This is a genomic window from uncultured Kordia sp., from assembly GCF_947496985.1.
Lineage (GTDB): Bacteria > Bacteroidota > Bacteroidia > Flavobacteriales > Flavobacteriaceae > Kordia.
This window is the reverse complement of sequence record NZ_CANMEZ010000010.1, coordinates 28,333-42,619: the sequence shown is the minus strand read 5'-3', so window position 1 is coordinate 42,619 and position 14,287 is coordinate 28,333. Positions and strand designations below refer to the sequence as shown.

Sequence of the window (14,287 nt, the reverse complement as noted above, 5' to 3'; positions counted from 1 at the left end):
GACCTTTTTTTCGGTTTGACTATGTTAATATCGATAAAAAGTTGTTTTTTATCGACGAAAAGCATAAAATACAGAGTTTCCTACAATTAATTTTAGATTATTTTAACATTATACTTTTGTTAAATATACCTCTTGAAGATATCAATTTTAGGTGATAATATCCTGTTGATAAATTTGACACATTTATATACTTTGTATGATCAATTTTTCCTTTACTTACAAGAAGACCTTTCATATCATAAATTTTATATTGAAAGTCTTCTTGAATTTCTGTATTTATCCATATATCATCAGAAGCTGGATTGGGATATATTGTAAAACTATTGTTTTCTTCAAATTCTTCTATACTTAATGGACTACTACCTTCTAGTATATTCATTGTTTGATTTGCTGTTACATTATAAAAAATATCTTGTGCTCCACCCAACCAAGTAACTTTAACATAGTCAATAAGTGTGTTTCCAGCTATTCCAAAAAATTCTGAGCCTGAGTTTTGAGCAAGATAACCTTCTCCGCAAACTGTGTAACGATATTGAGAATATCCTCCTGACTTAAGTTCTATTACAGCCCCAATTCCTTGTTTATTACTCACTACACCTTCTAGATTTACTTTTAACCAGTTATTTGTGGTAGTTGTTTCATTTTTCCATAGAAATATGTTTTCATCTCCTGAATTGTTCACTACTATTTCTGGAAAACCATCATTGTCGGTATCTCCAATTGCATTTGAATAACTTTCTCTAGCGTCATTTACAAACCCTGCACTACTTTCTATCGTAAAAAGATCACTTCCTCCATTTGTATAAAAAGCTGCAGAAGCAAAACTTGGATTACTTCCATCAAACATTCCGCTTACATACAAATCTAAATCTCCATCATTTTCTGCATCTAAGAATACGGATCCCCAAGCTATACTATTAAACATAGTACCTGTATTTGGCGCAATGTTAGAGAAGGTTCCGTTTCCGTTATTTCTTAAAAAGTAATTTCCGTCTGTTCCATTGGTTACATAGATATCAAACCAAGTGTCGTTGTTATAGTCTGCAATTGTAACCGACATTGCATCAATAGCTATGTTTGTTCCGGATGCAGCACTCACATCCGTAAACGTTTCGTCTCCGTTGTTTCTATAAAGAATGTTCGTTGTATTCACCTTATCATTCGCCATATAAATATCTTGCCAACCATCATTATTGTAATCAAAAAAAGCTGAACAGAATGACAAATGACTTCCTGTACTGATTCCTGCTGTTGTACTTACATCTGTAAATGTTCCATCGCCATTATTTTTATATAGATAGTTTTGTCGTGATTGAAACTCTCCTCTATTACATAAGAATACATCTAAATAACTATCATTGTTAAAATCTCCCCATGAAGCGCCATAAGTATCTAATACATTTGTTGGCAAACCTGAGCTTGTTGTGATATCTACTAAAGACGTTATATCATTTCTATAAAGCCTACTTCCACTTGCATCACTTGCTATGTATAAATCTTTATCTCCATCATTATCAACATCAACCCAAACGACTTGTTTTTGTTGTGTATTATTACTTGGATCTAGTGTCGTTTCTAATGAAAACGTCCCATCGCCATTATTTTTATAGATTTTTAAAGGATCGCCACTTTGTGTTGCTATTGTGATATCATCCCATCCATCATCATTGAAATCACAGAAAGAAATTCCTCCTCCAAGATAGATTGTTCCACACATATCTCCTACTCCAAGCAGCGTTGCTTGGTCTTCAAAATATGCTTGCGCGTACGTTTTTGTTGAAAAAATTGTAATACAGATAATAAGAAAGAAACGTAGTAGTTTATTCATAGTCGGTTTTTGGTTTCTTGAAAAAATTGAGTTCGAGATATCTAATCTATTAAAAGATATGTTCTTTTACAAATATTAATTACACCTATCTGTTTGACTATCAAATATTAATTCTTGTTTTTTTCTATATAAACACTTAGCTATTTAGTTATTCACTTCTATTTTAACACTTTCTCAACACCTATAAATAAAGGGAAATCATACAAGTTATTAATTTGAAATTTGTTTACATTTTACATATCTAAGCTTACAATTAAGTCCAAAAAAAATGCCTCTAAGTTATTAGAGACATTTTTTGTGTTATGTATGTAACGTATTTTTATTCTTCTGTGAATCTTTCTATTACTTCTTGACTTACTCCTGTGTTAGAGAATCCTCCATCATTGTAAAGGTTTTGCATTGTAACTCTTTTTGTCAAGTCTGAAAATAATGTTACTGTGTAGTTTGCACAATCTAATGCTGTTGCATTTCCAAGTGGTGACATTTTTTCTGCATATGAGATAAATCCGCCAAACCCTTTTACACCTTGTCCTGCCGTTGTTGGTGTTGGTGATTGAGATATCGTATTTACACGTACTTTTTTATCTTTCCCGAAGAAATATCCGAAACTACGCGCTATTGATTCCAAGTATGATTTGTTATCTGCCATATCATTGTAATCAGGGAATGTACGTTGCGCAGCCATGTATGTCAATGCTACTATACTTCCCCATTCGCTCATTGCGTCAGCTTTGTATAATGTTTGCATTACTTTATGAAAAGATACTGCAGAAACGTCCCAACCTTTTGTCATCCAGTCATAGTTTAAGTCTGTGTAATGTCTTCCCTTACGAACATTTACAGACATTCCTATTGAGTGCAATACGAAGTCAATTTTTCCACCTAAAATTTCCATTGATTTATCAACTAAGTTTTGAAGATCTTCCGCGCTTGTTGCATCAGCCGGAATGATTTCAGAACCTGTTTTTTCTGCTAAATCTCTTATTTTCCCCATGCGCATTGCTATTGGCGCATTTGTTAATACAAACGTTCCTCCTTCTTCATGTACACGTTCAGCAGTTTTCCATGCAATAGAGTTTTCGTCTAAAGCACCAAATATGATTCCTCTTTTTCCTTTTAATAAGTTATATGACATGCTTGTTAATTTTAGTCTTTTTAGTTGTTTGGTAGTTCAAATATATGGTAAAAGATTGAATTGATCGATTTCTAAGTATCGAATATTTTGTTTTACGATTTTAGTAATTCTTTTGCATTGGCTAAAGCCGAATCTAATATTTTTGCACCGCTTAACATTTGTGCTATTTCCCGAACACGCTCATCGTCTTGAAGTTGTTTTAAATGTGTTGTAGTTACTTCATTCACATCTTCTTTGTACACTTTGAAATGTTGTTTTCCTTTGGCTGCAATTTGTGGTAAATGTGTAATAGAGAATACTTGCATACTTTTCCCCATATTTTGCATGATTTTTGCCATTTTATTAGCAACTTCACCAGAAACTCCTGTATCAATTTCATCAAACATAATAGTTGGCAATTGCATGTATTTTGATAAGATTGCTTTAATACACAACATTACTCGTGACAGCTCTCCTCCAGAAGCCGCTTTTTTCAATTCGTTAAAATTCCCTCCTTTGTTAGCAGCGAATAAGAATTCTAAATCATCCATTCCATTTGCATGGAACTGATCTGTTTGTGCTATTTTTATATTGAATCGTGCATTTGGCATTCCTAAAGTACCCAACATAGTTTCTAATTGCTCTGTAAGAGTTGGAATTCCTGCAATACGTTTTTTATGGATTGTAGTTGCAATCGTTTTTAATTGCGATTGCAATTGTTGTAATTCTTTTTCTTTTGCAATAATGATATCATCAATATTCTCGGATACTTGCGCTTTTTCAGCTAAGACATTTTGAATACTTAGCAATTCCTCAACCGTTAATACATTATGCTTTTTTTGTAAATCGAATATTTTTTGAAGTTTTCCTGCTATCTGTTCTAACATTTCAGGATCAAATTCTGCATTTGCTTGCAGATTGGTAACTTCACTGTAAATATCATCTAATTCTATATATACACTTTTGATTCGCTCAGATAGCTGTTGAAATTCAGGTGCAATATCTGAGAGCTTTCCTGAAGTTGTTTGTAATTCTGAAATTAGATGTAATACTCCAACTTGTTCATCTGACAATAATTGTTCGGAAGCACTTAAATTAGTTTTAATATCTTCTGCATTATTCAAACGTTCGTATTGCGCCTCTACATCTGCCAAAACCAATCCTTCTAATTTTGCTTCTTCTAATTCTTTTAGTAAGAACATATTATAATCATGTTCTTTTTCTAAATCAGCTTGTTCTTCTTGTACTTTCTGAAGTTCTTTTTTACTTTTTTGATACGCGTTTAATAGTGTTTGGTATGACACAACTTCTTCCGTAACATTCGCCAATGTATCTATGACTTGAAACTGAAATTGATTGTCCGTAAGTTGTAATGTTTGATGTTGCGAATGAATATCTATCAATTGATCCCCCAAAGCATTCAACACACCCAAACGAACTGGAACATCATTTATAAATGCTCTTGATTTTCCAGAAGGTAATATTTCACGTCGTACAATCGTATGATGATCGTAATCAATATCATTGGTTTCAAAAAAGTTTTTTAGCTTGTACTTTTTTATCGAAAATTCGGCTTCAATCACACATTTTCGTGTTGTATCTTTTAAAGAAGATAAGTCTGCACGCTTTCCTAAGATAAGTGCCAAACCTCCAAGTAAAATTGATTTTCCAGCACCAGTTTCTCCTGTAATAATAGTTAATCCTTTATCAAATTCGACTTGTAAAGAATCAATTAACGCGAAGTTTTTTATAGATAGTTGTGTGAGCAATGCAACAGTTTTTTATTAGATGAACTTGTTCAGTTACAAAAATAGACTATTGCATCAAATATTTGCCAGAATCAGAATTTAATTTTTTCCCATTTTGTTGCATGAAATGGAGCTACTCTATTCAAGGTTTCCACCAAACGTACTACATTTACTTTTGGCCCGCCAGAATAGATGCTTTGAATTTCTTCTGCTTTGGCATCAAAGAAAGTTTGTAATAAAAAAGAATTTGGACGTCTGTTGTTTAACGCTTTAAAAATTTCTAGACTTTTTGCAATTGTACCTTTCGCAGCACGTGTATCATCAGCCATTAAGTCCATTCCAACTCTGTGATAATTATACATTACTGTTCTGTATTCTTTATGCGTATTGTTTAGTAAATTATCTAACAATAACCAACGTGTACGATTTCCGTCAGCTTCTTTCCATCCTAAGAATGATGTTGGCTGCGCTAGATTTACAATTTGTTGTGCTTGCGCATAGTATTCTGATCCTCCACGAAGTTTGAATGTATCTGCGTCAATTCCTAAAATTACATAAGCATAGTAAGCAATTACTGCTACTAAGTTATCCGTAAACGCATTTGGGTTGTATACTAATGGTTGAAATTCTTGATATATGAATTTAAATTGTTTGTCGTTAAAGTTGAATACTGGCGACTCAAAAGACGAATTGTATATCGGTCTTGATGATTGTACTTGAATTGTAGCTACAAATTCATCTGAATTGTATTGTGAAACATTAATCACCATACTACAATTAATACGTTCAGAAGGCGCATATTTCTTGTTTGTCCACTGTCTTTTGTTTACAAAATCCGTTAATGAACGTTCTAATGTTTTAAAAATTTGTTGATTTGTCTGATTGACTTGTTGTGCATCAATTGTAATTTGACAATTCAATTCTTGTGCTGTAGAAAAACATACCGCACCAAATAATAAGATACTTAAAACAAGATTACGCATTGATTCGCTTTAAAATTTCACTAAATATATCGTTGGCTACTTCAGCCTTCGATTTTAATCCGAAAGCTAAGGTATTCATTTTTTTGTCAATTATCGTTACTTTATTTGTTGGTTTTCCAAAACCTGCACCTTTGTCGTTGAGTGAATTTAATACAATCATGTCTAAATTCTTTCTGGTGAGTTTTCCTTTTGCATTTTCTAATTCATTATTCGTTTCTAATGCAAAACCAACTAAAAATTGATCTTTTTTAATAGCTCCTAACGAAGCTAGAATGTCTTTTGTTTTAACCAATTCTATAGTTAACGATGAATCCTTCTTTTTTATTTTCTGAGAGGCAACATCTTTTGGTTTATAATCAGCAACTGCTGCTGATAATATAGCAATATCTGCTGTTGGAAAATCGTGATGTGCAGCATTATACATGTCTTCACCACTAATTGCATCCACTACTTTTACAGAAGAATGTTTGATACTTTGATTGTTTGGTCCAGCTATTAATATAACCTCTGCCCCTAAGTTTGCAGCTGCTCGCGCCAACTCAAAGCCCATTTTTCCTGAAGAATGATTTCCGATAAAACGTACAGGATCAATTGCTTCATAAGTTGGACCTCCAGTGATGACTACTTTTTTTCCTTTCAGCGGAAGCTTGCCTAAGATATCATTTTCAATAAATGTAATCATATCTTCAGGTTCTGCCATTCTTCCTTCTCCAACCAAACCACTTGCCAATTCTCCGCTAGTTGCAGGAATCATAATATTTCCAAAACTGGTTAGTTTTTCAAAAGAGTTTTTAGTAGAATCGTGTTTGTACATATCTAAATCCATTGCTGGTGCAAAATATACAGGACATTTTGCCGATAAATATGTAGCAAGTAATAAGTTATCACTGTTTCCTGATGCCATTTTAGACATTGTATTTGCTGTTGCTGGAGCAATCAACATAAAGTCTGCCCACAAACCAAGTTCTACATGGTTTGTCCATACGGCATTTTCGTCTGTTTCATTGGTAAACGACGAATGCACAGGATTTTTAGAAAGTGTAGATAGAGTTAACGGTGTAATAAATTCTTTAGCAGCAGGCGTCATGATCACTTTGATTTCTGCGCCTGCTTTTATGAATAACCGTACTAATGAAGCTGTTTTATAAGCGGCGATTCCGGCAGTAACTCCTAATAAAACTTTTTTGCCGCTTAATATAGACATACTACTATGCTTCTTCTTTAGTGTTACGGTAGTAGATTTTTTCTTCTAACCACTCTTGTACTGCAATTGCATGTGGCTTAGGAAGCTTTTCATAGAATTTAGATACTTCTATTTGCTCTTTGTTTTCGAAGATTTCTTCTAAACTATCGTTGTGTGTAGCAAACTCGTCTAATTTCTCGATTAATTCTTTTTTAATTTCTGAATTGATTTGTATTGCTCTTTTTGCAACTACAGAAATCGCTTCATAAATGTTGTCTGTTGGCGCATCAAATTGATTTCTTTCAACTGTTGTTGTGCTAATTGGAGCGTCTAAGTTTTTAATATCAACCATAATTCAGGGTTATTTTGAAAGTTTTTCTAATTCTTGTGTAATTGAAGCCATAATTTCATCAGCTTCTTCTTTGTATTTTGATTCTGGATAGAATTTTATCAACGTTCTGTAAGCTGATGAAGCTTCTTCGAAACGTTCTCCCATCAAAGAAACAAAACTCTTTATCGCGAGTTTATACGTTGAATCTAATTTAAGAAACATTGCATCTTCACGAAATGAAGTTCCAGGGAAATCTGAAAGGAAATTTTCAGTTGCCTTTATAGATGCTTTGTAGTCTGCGATTGTATTGTATTGCTTTGCTATTTCGTATGCCTTTTTTTCAATCTTTGTCGTCAACTCACTTACCATTTTATTTGCTTCTGGCATGTCTTCTGAGTCTGGGTAATTATTGATAAAAGCTTGTAATTTATTGATTGCTTTTTTCGTCTCAGTTTGATCTATACTGTAACGAGGTGATTCCATATAATAGCTTTTTGCTTCATAGAAATAAGCTCTTTGTACACTATCACTTTTTGGGTATGATTTCGCAAAACGTTCAAATTGATATGCGGAAACAAAATAACGTTCTATTTCAAATAATGTACGTCCATACATGTATGTAACACGTTCTCCTTGTGGTTTTCCACGATATCTTGGAACGACTTGTTCAAAAAGTCTGCTCGATTTTTTGTATTTCCCTTCTTTATATAAACGTTCAGCCAATTCGTATTTAACCTTTATATCTTCTGACTTTAACGCCTTTTGATATTCACTACACGAAGCTAACGTGATTGTCACTAATAGTATGTAAAGAAACTTCCTCATATTTTTAAACATCTTGCAAAAGTATGTATTTATTATGTATTATAAAAACATTTTTAAGCCGCTAAATTAACTTTAGATATTTGTTTTTTATAGTCTTTATCATAGTTTTAACTTTTTAATGTAGATAGAATGATTAAAAGCATTGGAAGATTAATGATTTTTTATTGATTGATTACGAGTGTATCTCGATATTAGCTTATCTTACACAACAATCGAAATATTCAATGTAACACTTTTAAAATCAACTCATTACTCATCTTTTTTTTGATAAAAAAGAAGCAAAAATCAATCCTCTCTGCAGGAAATTACAATGCATCATTTATTTACTAAACTCCATGCGTTACACTTCGCTTGGAACTTGTGTTTACTTGGTCTTTATTTCTTCTGACAAGCATAAGCATTTTGATTTATTTAGTAGATATTCAAAATATTGTTCATAATGAGGAATTGTCAGATTTAATTATTATTCTCAAATCCACGAACTCAACACATTTATATATTGATTCTTCACTACATTAACGAACCATTACATTTTCTCTGTATTACTCAATTTCTCATGATCTAAAACAGTAAAGCCTTCTTCATCGTAATAGAATGCTTTTTCAAAAGTAACATCCATTAAAAGTTCTTTGAATGTATAAGAATGAAGTTTGTATACTTCTTCATTGAAAGCTTCATCATAATAGGTAATCATGATTAGGAACTCTCCATTTAATTTTTTTAATTCATCTTTTGAAAATTTTGCCAATGGTGAATCTTCCGTGATTTCATGAACCAACGTCCAAGTTGTTGGCAAGTAAGTAATTTTATCCCTTTCTAAGTCTATTTGATAGAAATTACGTTTGTATGTATTTGCTTCATCTTCTTCTGTAATTGCAAGTGTAACGACAATTCGCGGATTGATCATTACATCTGTTTTACTATTTATCAAACGAAACATTAATGCCTTCCCTTCTTTAAAATCTCTGTAAATGATATTATCACTAAACTCAATAGATGCTTTTGGTTTTGAGAAACGTCCGTATAACAAACCTGTTACAAACGAGAAACTTAACAATCCGATTAATGCATGAAAACTGGAAACAATTCCTGCTAATATTCCTTTTGGCGCCATTGCTCCATATCCTAGAGTTGTTACCGTTTGGGAAGAAAAGAAAAAAGCACTTACAAAATCAGCAATAAATGATTTTGGCGTTACTCCAATATATGCAACTCCTATACTCACATAAATAGTTGCAAAAAATATGTTTAATACAAAGTATGCCAAGAATACTAGACAGAAAAAACGCGACCAACTTATATCTACCAAATACGCATATAAAGCTGATATTCCAACTTTTCCATTGAGGTGTTTTATATTAAACGAACCGTCTTTGTTTACGATTCGTTTTGCCGATGTAATCGTTGATTCGCCTAGCCCTGGATCTTTTACTTTGTTTGTTGCCATTCCAACTTTATGAATTCAATTGATCTGTAAAAGTATGTAGTTTTTCTTTAAGCGCTTGAGAGGCTTCTACTAATGGTAACCGAACTGTAGCAGTTGACAATTCAAGTTTCTCAAATACGGCTTTGATTCCCGCTGGATTTCCCTCTTCAAAAATATAATCAATTGAAGGCATAATTTTATAATGTAGCTTGTTTGCTTCAGTAACTTTTCCTGCCAAACCTAACCGTACCATTTCCGAAAATTCTTTTGGATATCCTTGTCCTATTACAGAAATCACACCTGCTCCACCTGCAAAAACCATTGGTAATGTAATCATATCATCACCAGAAATCACTAAGAAATCTTTTGGTGCATTTTGAATTAAACGCATTGCTTGTACAATATCTCCAGCAGCTTCTTTTACAGCAATAATATTTTCAAAATCATTTGCCAAACGAATTACAGTTTCTGGCAACATATTACTTGCCGTACGACCTGGCACATTGTATAAAACTATCGGTTTTGGACTTGCTTCTGCAATTGCTTTGAAATGTTGATAAATTCCTTCTTGCGTTGGCTTGTTATAAAATGGAGAAACGGACAATACTGCATCTACGTGTTCTAAATTAGCTGTCTTTAGTTCATTTACAACAGCTTCGGTATTGTTACCTCCAACACCTAAAATGATTGGCAAACGTTTATTATTTGCCTTTACAATAGTATCTACTACTAATTGCTTTTCTGTTGCTGTTAAGACAGCACTTTCTGCAGTTGTTCCTAAAACAACTAAGTATTCTATTCCGCCTTCAATAACATGCGCTACGATGTTTGTTAGTGCTGTAACGTCTACTGAATGATCTGCATTAAAAGGGGTAACTAATGCAACTCCAGTTCCGATGAATTTCTTCATTATGATAGTTTATTAAGTATGTGTAAATATTTGTGTAGTTCTTTTGTAAAAATATTTGTTTCAGTTGCTTTAGTTTGAATAATCATATCTTGAATTGCTTGATCTGTTCCTGCGATTCCAACCTTCAAATTTGCCGCATGCAAGCCCGAAACTAATTGTAATGGTAATGTATCTGTATTGTAATAACTAATCAGTAAATCTAACGGTGTTTTTAAAAAGTTTTCTAATATTTCAGTTTTGGGTTTTCCTTTCCAGCCAAAATCTTTTTCATAAAAAACAGGGTAATCAACAGCACGTGTTTTTACAAATTTTTTATGATAACAAAGTACTTTTATTTTTGCCTTGATATTAATACTATTTATAACTTCTTGAACATGCTGATTTTCATCTGCATTGATAAGAATTCCAATGCTAGTTATTGGCTTTGTATTAACTTCTTTTGCAATCGTTTTCGCTATTTTTTTCGTTAATACTTTTTCAGAGGACTTGTATTGTAATGCTTTTAAAAACATGTATGCTATTTGATTCTTCACAAAAGTACATTTTTTAAACAAAAAAATGAGATGTACCAAAAATGTATACATCTCATTCAACCTAACCTAAATCTAACTTTTACCCTCATAAACGTTAGTTATACCGCAAATTACAAGGAAGTTTTGACAGAGAAAAATATACTTCATAAGCGTCAATTTTTAACAACGAACGTTGATTTTTGCCATAGAATCACAAAAAAACTGTGTGTGTTTACAATTTTTTAGTGTAGATAGGACTAATTGTATCTATGATTTTTCATAATTTGCCGCATATTTTATTCATATGAGAAAAATTATTGCACTATTCGCTGTTTTTTTAGTTGTTGCTTGTGCTAAAGAAAAGCAAGAAGTTTCCCGAATTGAAGGAAAACGTATTAACATCAATGATTCTATTACTGCCAATCAAGAAATTGAAGCATATATCCAACCGTTTCGTGAGCGTATACAAGAAGATATGCAAAAAGTGCTGAGTTATGCACCGAAAGATATGCATAAACGTGATGGTGAGTTTGAAACTACGATTGGAAATTTAATGGCCGATTTTGTAAAATTACAATCTGAACCTGTATATAAAAAACGAACCGGAAAAAGTATTGATGTATGTTTGTTAAATCATGGTGGGATTCGTGCACCTATTGCACAAGGGCCAATTACTACACAAACTGCTTTTAATGTAATGCCTTTTGAAAACTCTATTGTGGTTGCCGAATTAACTTCTGAGAATATGAAAGTACTTGTGGATTATCTAGCGAAAGCGAAAAGAGCACACCCAATTGCTGGCTTAACGATTAAATTGAATAGCGATTTTACCGTAAATGAAGCGTTGATTGATGGAAAACCTATTGAAGACGGAAAAACATATACTGTAGTTACTTCTGATTACTTACAACATGGTGGAGATCGAATGTATTTCCTTCAAAATCCTGTAACCTTAGAGATTTTAGATTACAAGATTAGAAACGCAATGATTGATTATTTTAAAACTGTAGACACGATTCCTGCTAAACTTGATGGCAGATTTGTAAAATTATAAACCACATATTATGAAGAGAAGAGATTTTATACAACATTCGTTAGCAACTAGTGCTTTTGTAACTTTAGGTGGTTTGTCTTTACAAAGTTTTACCGCGAGTTCAGCCAAGAAACATATTACTATTTTACATACAAATGACGTACATAGTCATATTGATCCTTTCGGAGCAAATCATCCACGAAATCCGAATCAAGGTGGTGCAGCCCGAAGGGCTACGTTAGTTTCTAAGATTAGAAAAGAAAATCCAAATACATTGTTGTTAGATGCTGGAGATATTTTCCAAGGAACGCCTTATTTTAATTATTATGGTGGTGAATTGGAGTTTAAGTTAATGAGTATGATGAAGTACGATTTAGCTACGATTGGAAACCACGATTTTGACAACGGAATTGACGGATTATATTCACAATTACCAAATGCTAATTTTGAGTTTGTTTCTGCCAATTATGACTTTAAGAATACGGTAATGGACACACATGTGAAACCGTATAAGATATTTGTAAAAGACGGTATTAAAATCGGAATCTTTGGACTTGGTGTAAAACTAGAAGGTTTGGTAGATAAACGTATGTACAAAGAAACGGTATATCACGATCCAATTGAATTTGCACAAGATATGAGTCGTATTTTGAAGGAAGAAGAAAAGTGCGATTTGGTCATTTGTTTATCACACATAGGATACAATTACACGAAAAATCCTGAAAGACCTTCAGATTTAATGTTAGCGCGTAAGACTAAAGATATTGATTTAATTATTGGAGGACATACACATACATTTTTGAAAAAACCTACTATTGAGAAAAACTTAAATGGTGATTCTGTTTTAGTAAATCAGGTTGGTGCGTATGGTATTTATGTGGGAAGAGTTGATTTTTATTTTGATGATGAAAAAAATGTGATTGCGAATGGGAAATCAATTATAGTGTAATTGATTCTTTTTCACCTTCATTCGTAGTTGAATCTTTTATAATTACATATTGCCACATTTTATAGTTAGAATACATAAAAAGCGTATTTGCTAATACGTTGTATATACTATTGAATCCCATAAATAAATAGATTCCATAAGCAATTCCCATACAAACTGTGGAAATACCAGCTAGTAAGAGCTTTTGTGTCACAGCATTTTTTTTACTAACGTAAGCAAGTATTGACATAAATGAAAAAGAACCTACAGCAAATGTATAGAACACGACTTCACCAAAAATGTCGTCATTAATTTGATCTATAAAAAATATAAAAGGTACTGTATATATCAGTAGAAAAGGAATTGTATTGATCAACAATCGTCTTGTAGAAATGTAATGTGATTGTTTTAATACAATTACTCCATAAATAGACAAGCCTACAGCACTACTTGCAATTCCTTTTTCTAACTCTTCACCAATAATAAAAAAGTAATCCCCGATCATAAAAGCTGTTAATGCTGATAAATACAATATGTTTTTTACCTCAACACGTAAAAAGTAACATAATATAATTACAGGAATAGGTAACATTAAGGCATATCTTCTTAATGTTAATTCAGGAAAAAAGAACCAAAGGATATCTATAGATGCAATACAGATAAGCAGGCTAACTAGAAGTACATTTATCTTTTTCATTAACAACACAAAATAAATTATTTCTACCTTGATTTCCTATAATTTTTATTTTTTATTAACAGTTCATTAATCACTTATTGTCTACTAACATACTTATACATTGCGAAATGCATTATCAAAAATGTAAACACGACACCTACTCTTATGGAGGTTATGTATTCAAAAAAAAGATTGTAACCGTGAATAATGGTAGAAATTAAAAATAAAACTCCTGAGCAAAGTAACCACAGATTGGTTTCATCTTTCTTATTAATAAACACAAGTATGGAAATGAAAAAGAATAAGCCCACAAAGAATACATAAAAAATAATGTAGTTAAATATATCGGATTGTACAGCGTCTGAATACAAAATTAGCGGAACCAAATACACTATTAAAAAAGGAATTGTTGCTATACAAATGCTTTTTATAGAAATTACTTCAGCAGTTTTTAAACTTATAACTACGTACATACAAACACCTATTCCATAGAAAACTAAGGCTATTTTAAAATATGATTGAATATTGAAAAAGACGATTCCTAAAAACGTTGCAATTAATGAAATAATATATAGCAAATTTACCTTTTTGACTGTGCATATATATAACAATCCTAGAATTGGTATTGGAAAAAAAGTAGTAAACTTTCTATCAATCCATTCAGGGAACATAACACCAAGTGCATCTAAGAAAAGTGTAATAAAATAGAGTGATAAGAGAATTTTTCGTTTCGGCATTCAATAGAAAATTAACTACATATAAGTTACAAAAATATTTTCGATAACTTTAA

14 protein-coding genes are annotated in these 14,287 nt (G+C 32.2%); 2 read left to right on the top strand and 12 right to left on the bottom strand.

The features are described from left to right. Positions 1-97 precede the first annotated feature (97 nt). The 10 genes from Q0828_RS20115 to Q0828_RS20070 all read right to left on the bottom strand — a co-directional run bounded on the left by Q0828_RS20115 (position 98) and on the right by Q0828_RS20070 (position 10,881). A complete protein-coding gene (locus tag Q0828_RS20115) occupies positions 98-1,828 on the bottom strand; it encodes an FG-GAP-like repeat-containing protein (protein WP_298425625.1) in 1,731 nt (576 codons plus the stop codon). Positions 1,829-2,147: 319 nt separating this feature from the next. Continuing rightward, positions 2,148-2,963, bottom strand: coding sequence for an SDR family oxidoreductase (locus Q0828_RS20110; protein ID WP_298425623.1), 816 nt, complete (start codon positions 2,961-2,963; stop codon positions 2,148-2,150). A 92-nt stretch (positions 2,964-3,055) separates the two neighbouring features. Beyond that, entirely contained in the window at positions 3,056-4,711 is a 1,656-nt protein-coding gene (recN, locus tag Q0828_RS20105; RefSeq protein ID WP_298425621.1) for a DNA repair protein RecN, read from the bottom strand. Between the two features lie 71 nt (positions 4,712-4,782). Then, positions 4,783-5,673, bottom strand: a complete 891-nt coding sequence (locus Q0828_RS20100; protein WP_298425616.1) for a DUF4835 family protein — start codon at positions 5,671-5,673, stop codon at positions 4,783-4,785. Further along, a complete protein-coding gene (gene coaBC, locus Q0828_RS20095) occupies positions 5,666-6,877 on the bottom strand; it encodes a bifunctional phosphopantothenoylcysteine decarboxylase/phosphopantothenate--cysteine ligase CoaBC (RefSeq protein WP_298425613.1) in 1,212 nt (403 codons plus the stop codon). Before coaBC ends, Q0828_RS20100 begins: the two co-directional genes overlap by 8 nt. Positions 6,878-6,881: 4 nt before the next feature. Then, a complete protein-coding gene (locus Q0828_RS20090; protein WP_007094529.1) occupies positions 6,882-7,208 on the bottom strand; it encodes a DNA-directed RNA polymerase subunit omega in 327 nt (108 codons plus the stop codon). A 9-nt stretch (positions 7,209-7,217) separates the two neighbouring features. Next, positions 7,218-8,012 carry an outer membrane protein assembly factor BamD gene (gene bamD / locus Q0828_RS20085; RefSeq protein ID WP_298425605.1) on the bottom strand — a complete coding sequence of 265 codons (795 nt, stop codon included), beginning with the start codon at positions 8,010-8,012 and terminating at the stop codon, positions 7,218-7,220. Positions 8,013-8,538: 526 nt separating this feature from the next. Continuing rightward, positions 8,539-9,459 carry an ion channel gene (locus Q0828_RS20080; RefSeq protein ID WP_298425602.1) on the bottom strand — a complete coding sequence of 307 codons (921 nt, stop codon included), beginning with the start codon at positions 9,457-9,459 and terminating at the stop codon, positions 8,539-8,541. Between the two features lie 7 nt (positions 9,460-9,466). Then, positions 9,467-10,348 (bottom strand): 4-hydroxy-tetrahydrodipicolinate synthase, encoded by an 882-nt coding sequence (gene dapA, locus Q0828_RS20075; RefSeq protein WP_298425597.1) that lies wholly within the window; start codon positions 10,346-10,348, stop codon positions 9,467-9,469. Further along, positions 10,348-10,881, bottom strand: coding sequence for a hypothetical protein (locus Q0828_RS20070; RefSeq protein WP_298425594.1), 534 nt, complete (start codon positions 10,879-10,881; stop codon positions 10,348-10,350). The genes dapA and Q0828_RS20070 overlap by 1 nt, the downstream gene beginning before the upstream one ends. Before the next feature lie 283 nt (positions 10,882-11,164). Between Q0828_RS20070 and Q0828_RS20065 the strand changes: the two genes are divergently transcribed. Both Q0828_RS20065 and Q0828_RS20060 read left to right on the top strand, forming a co-directional pair. After that, positions 11,165-11,914, top strand: coding sequence for a 5'-nucleotidase C-terminal domain-containing protein (locus Q0828_RS20065; protein ID WP_298425591.1), 750 nt, complete (start codon positions 11,165-11,167; stop codon positions 11,912-11,914). Between the two features lie 10 nt (positions 11,915-11,924). Then, positions 11,925-12,842: a metallophosphatase gene (locus Q0828_RS20060; protein ID WP_298425589.1), complete on the top strand. Its 918-nt coding sequence runs from the start codon at positions 11,925-11,927 to the stop codon at positions 12,840-12,842. On the opposite strand, the gene Q0828_RS20055 is transcribed toward Q0828_RS20060, so the two are convergent. Together Q0828_RS20055 and Q0828_RS20050 are read right to left on the bottom strand one after the other, a co-directional pair. Further along, a complete protein-coding gene (locus tag Q0828_RS20055) occupies positions 12,832-13,518 on the bottom strand; it encodes a hypothetical protein (protein ID WP_298425586.1) in 687 nt (228 codons plus the stop codon). The genes Q0828_RS20060 and Q0828_RS20055 overlap by 11 nt on opposite strands. Positions 13,519-13,592: 74 nt before the next feature. Further along, positions 13,593-14,234, bottom strand: a complete 642-nt coding sequence (locus Q0828_RS20050; protein ID WP_298425583.1) for a hypothetical protein — start codon at positions 14,232-14,234, stop codon at positions 13,593-13,595. Positions 14,235-14,287: the final 53 nt, after the last annotated feature.

Excerpts from the sequence above, each read along its gene's own strand:
- Q0828_RS20050 (WP_298425583.1), bottom strand. The coding sequence starts at position 14,234 with ATGCCGAAACGAAAAATTCTCTTATCACTCTATTTTATTACACTTTTC.
- Q0828_RS20100 (WP_298425616.1), bottom strand. The coding sequence starts at position 5,673 with ATGCGTAATCTTGTTTTAAGTATCTTATTATTTGGTGCGGTATGTTTT.
- bamD (WP_298425605.1), bottom strand. The coding sequence starts at position 8,012 with ATGAGGAAGTTTCTTTACATACTATTAGTGACAATCACGTTAGCTTCG.
- Q0828_RS20110 (WP_298425623.1), bottom strand. The coding sequence starts at position 2,963 with ATGTCATATAACTTATTAAAAGGAAAAAGAGGAATCATATTTGGTGCT.
- Q0828_RS20090 (WP_007094529.1), bottom strand. The coding sequence starts at position 7,208 with ATGGTTGATATTAAAAACTTAGACGCTCCAATTAGCACAACAACAGTT.
- Q0828_RS20115 (WP_298425625.1), bottom strand. The coding sequence starts at position 1,828 with ATGAATAAACTACTACGTTTCTTTCTTATTATCTGTATTACAATTTTT.
- Q0828_RS20080 (WP_298425602.1), bottom strand. The coding sequence starts at position 9,459 with ATGGCAACAAACAAAGTAAAAGATCCAGGGCTAGGCGAATCAACGATT.
- Q0828_RS20055 (WP_298425586.1), bottom strand. The coding sequence starts at position 13,518 with ATGAAAAAGATAAATGTACTTCTAGTTAGCCTGCTTATCTGTATTGCA.
- coaBC (WP_298425613.1), bottom strand. The coding sequence starts at position 6,877 with ATGTCTATATTAAGCGGCAAAAAAGTTTTATTAGGAGTTACTGCCGGA.
- dapA (WP_298425597.1), bottom strand. The coding sequence starts at position 10,348 with ATGAAGAAATTCATCGGAACTGGAGTTGCATTAGTTACCCCTTTTAAT.
- Q0828_RS20060 (WP_298425589.1), top strand. The coding sequence starts at position 11,925 with ATGAAGAGAAGAGATTTTATACAACATTCGTTAGCAACTAGTGCTTTT.
- Q0828_RS20065 (WP_298425591.1), top strand. The coding sequence starts at position 11,165 with ATGAGAAAAATTATTGCACTATTCGCTGTTTTTTTAGTTGTTGCTTGT.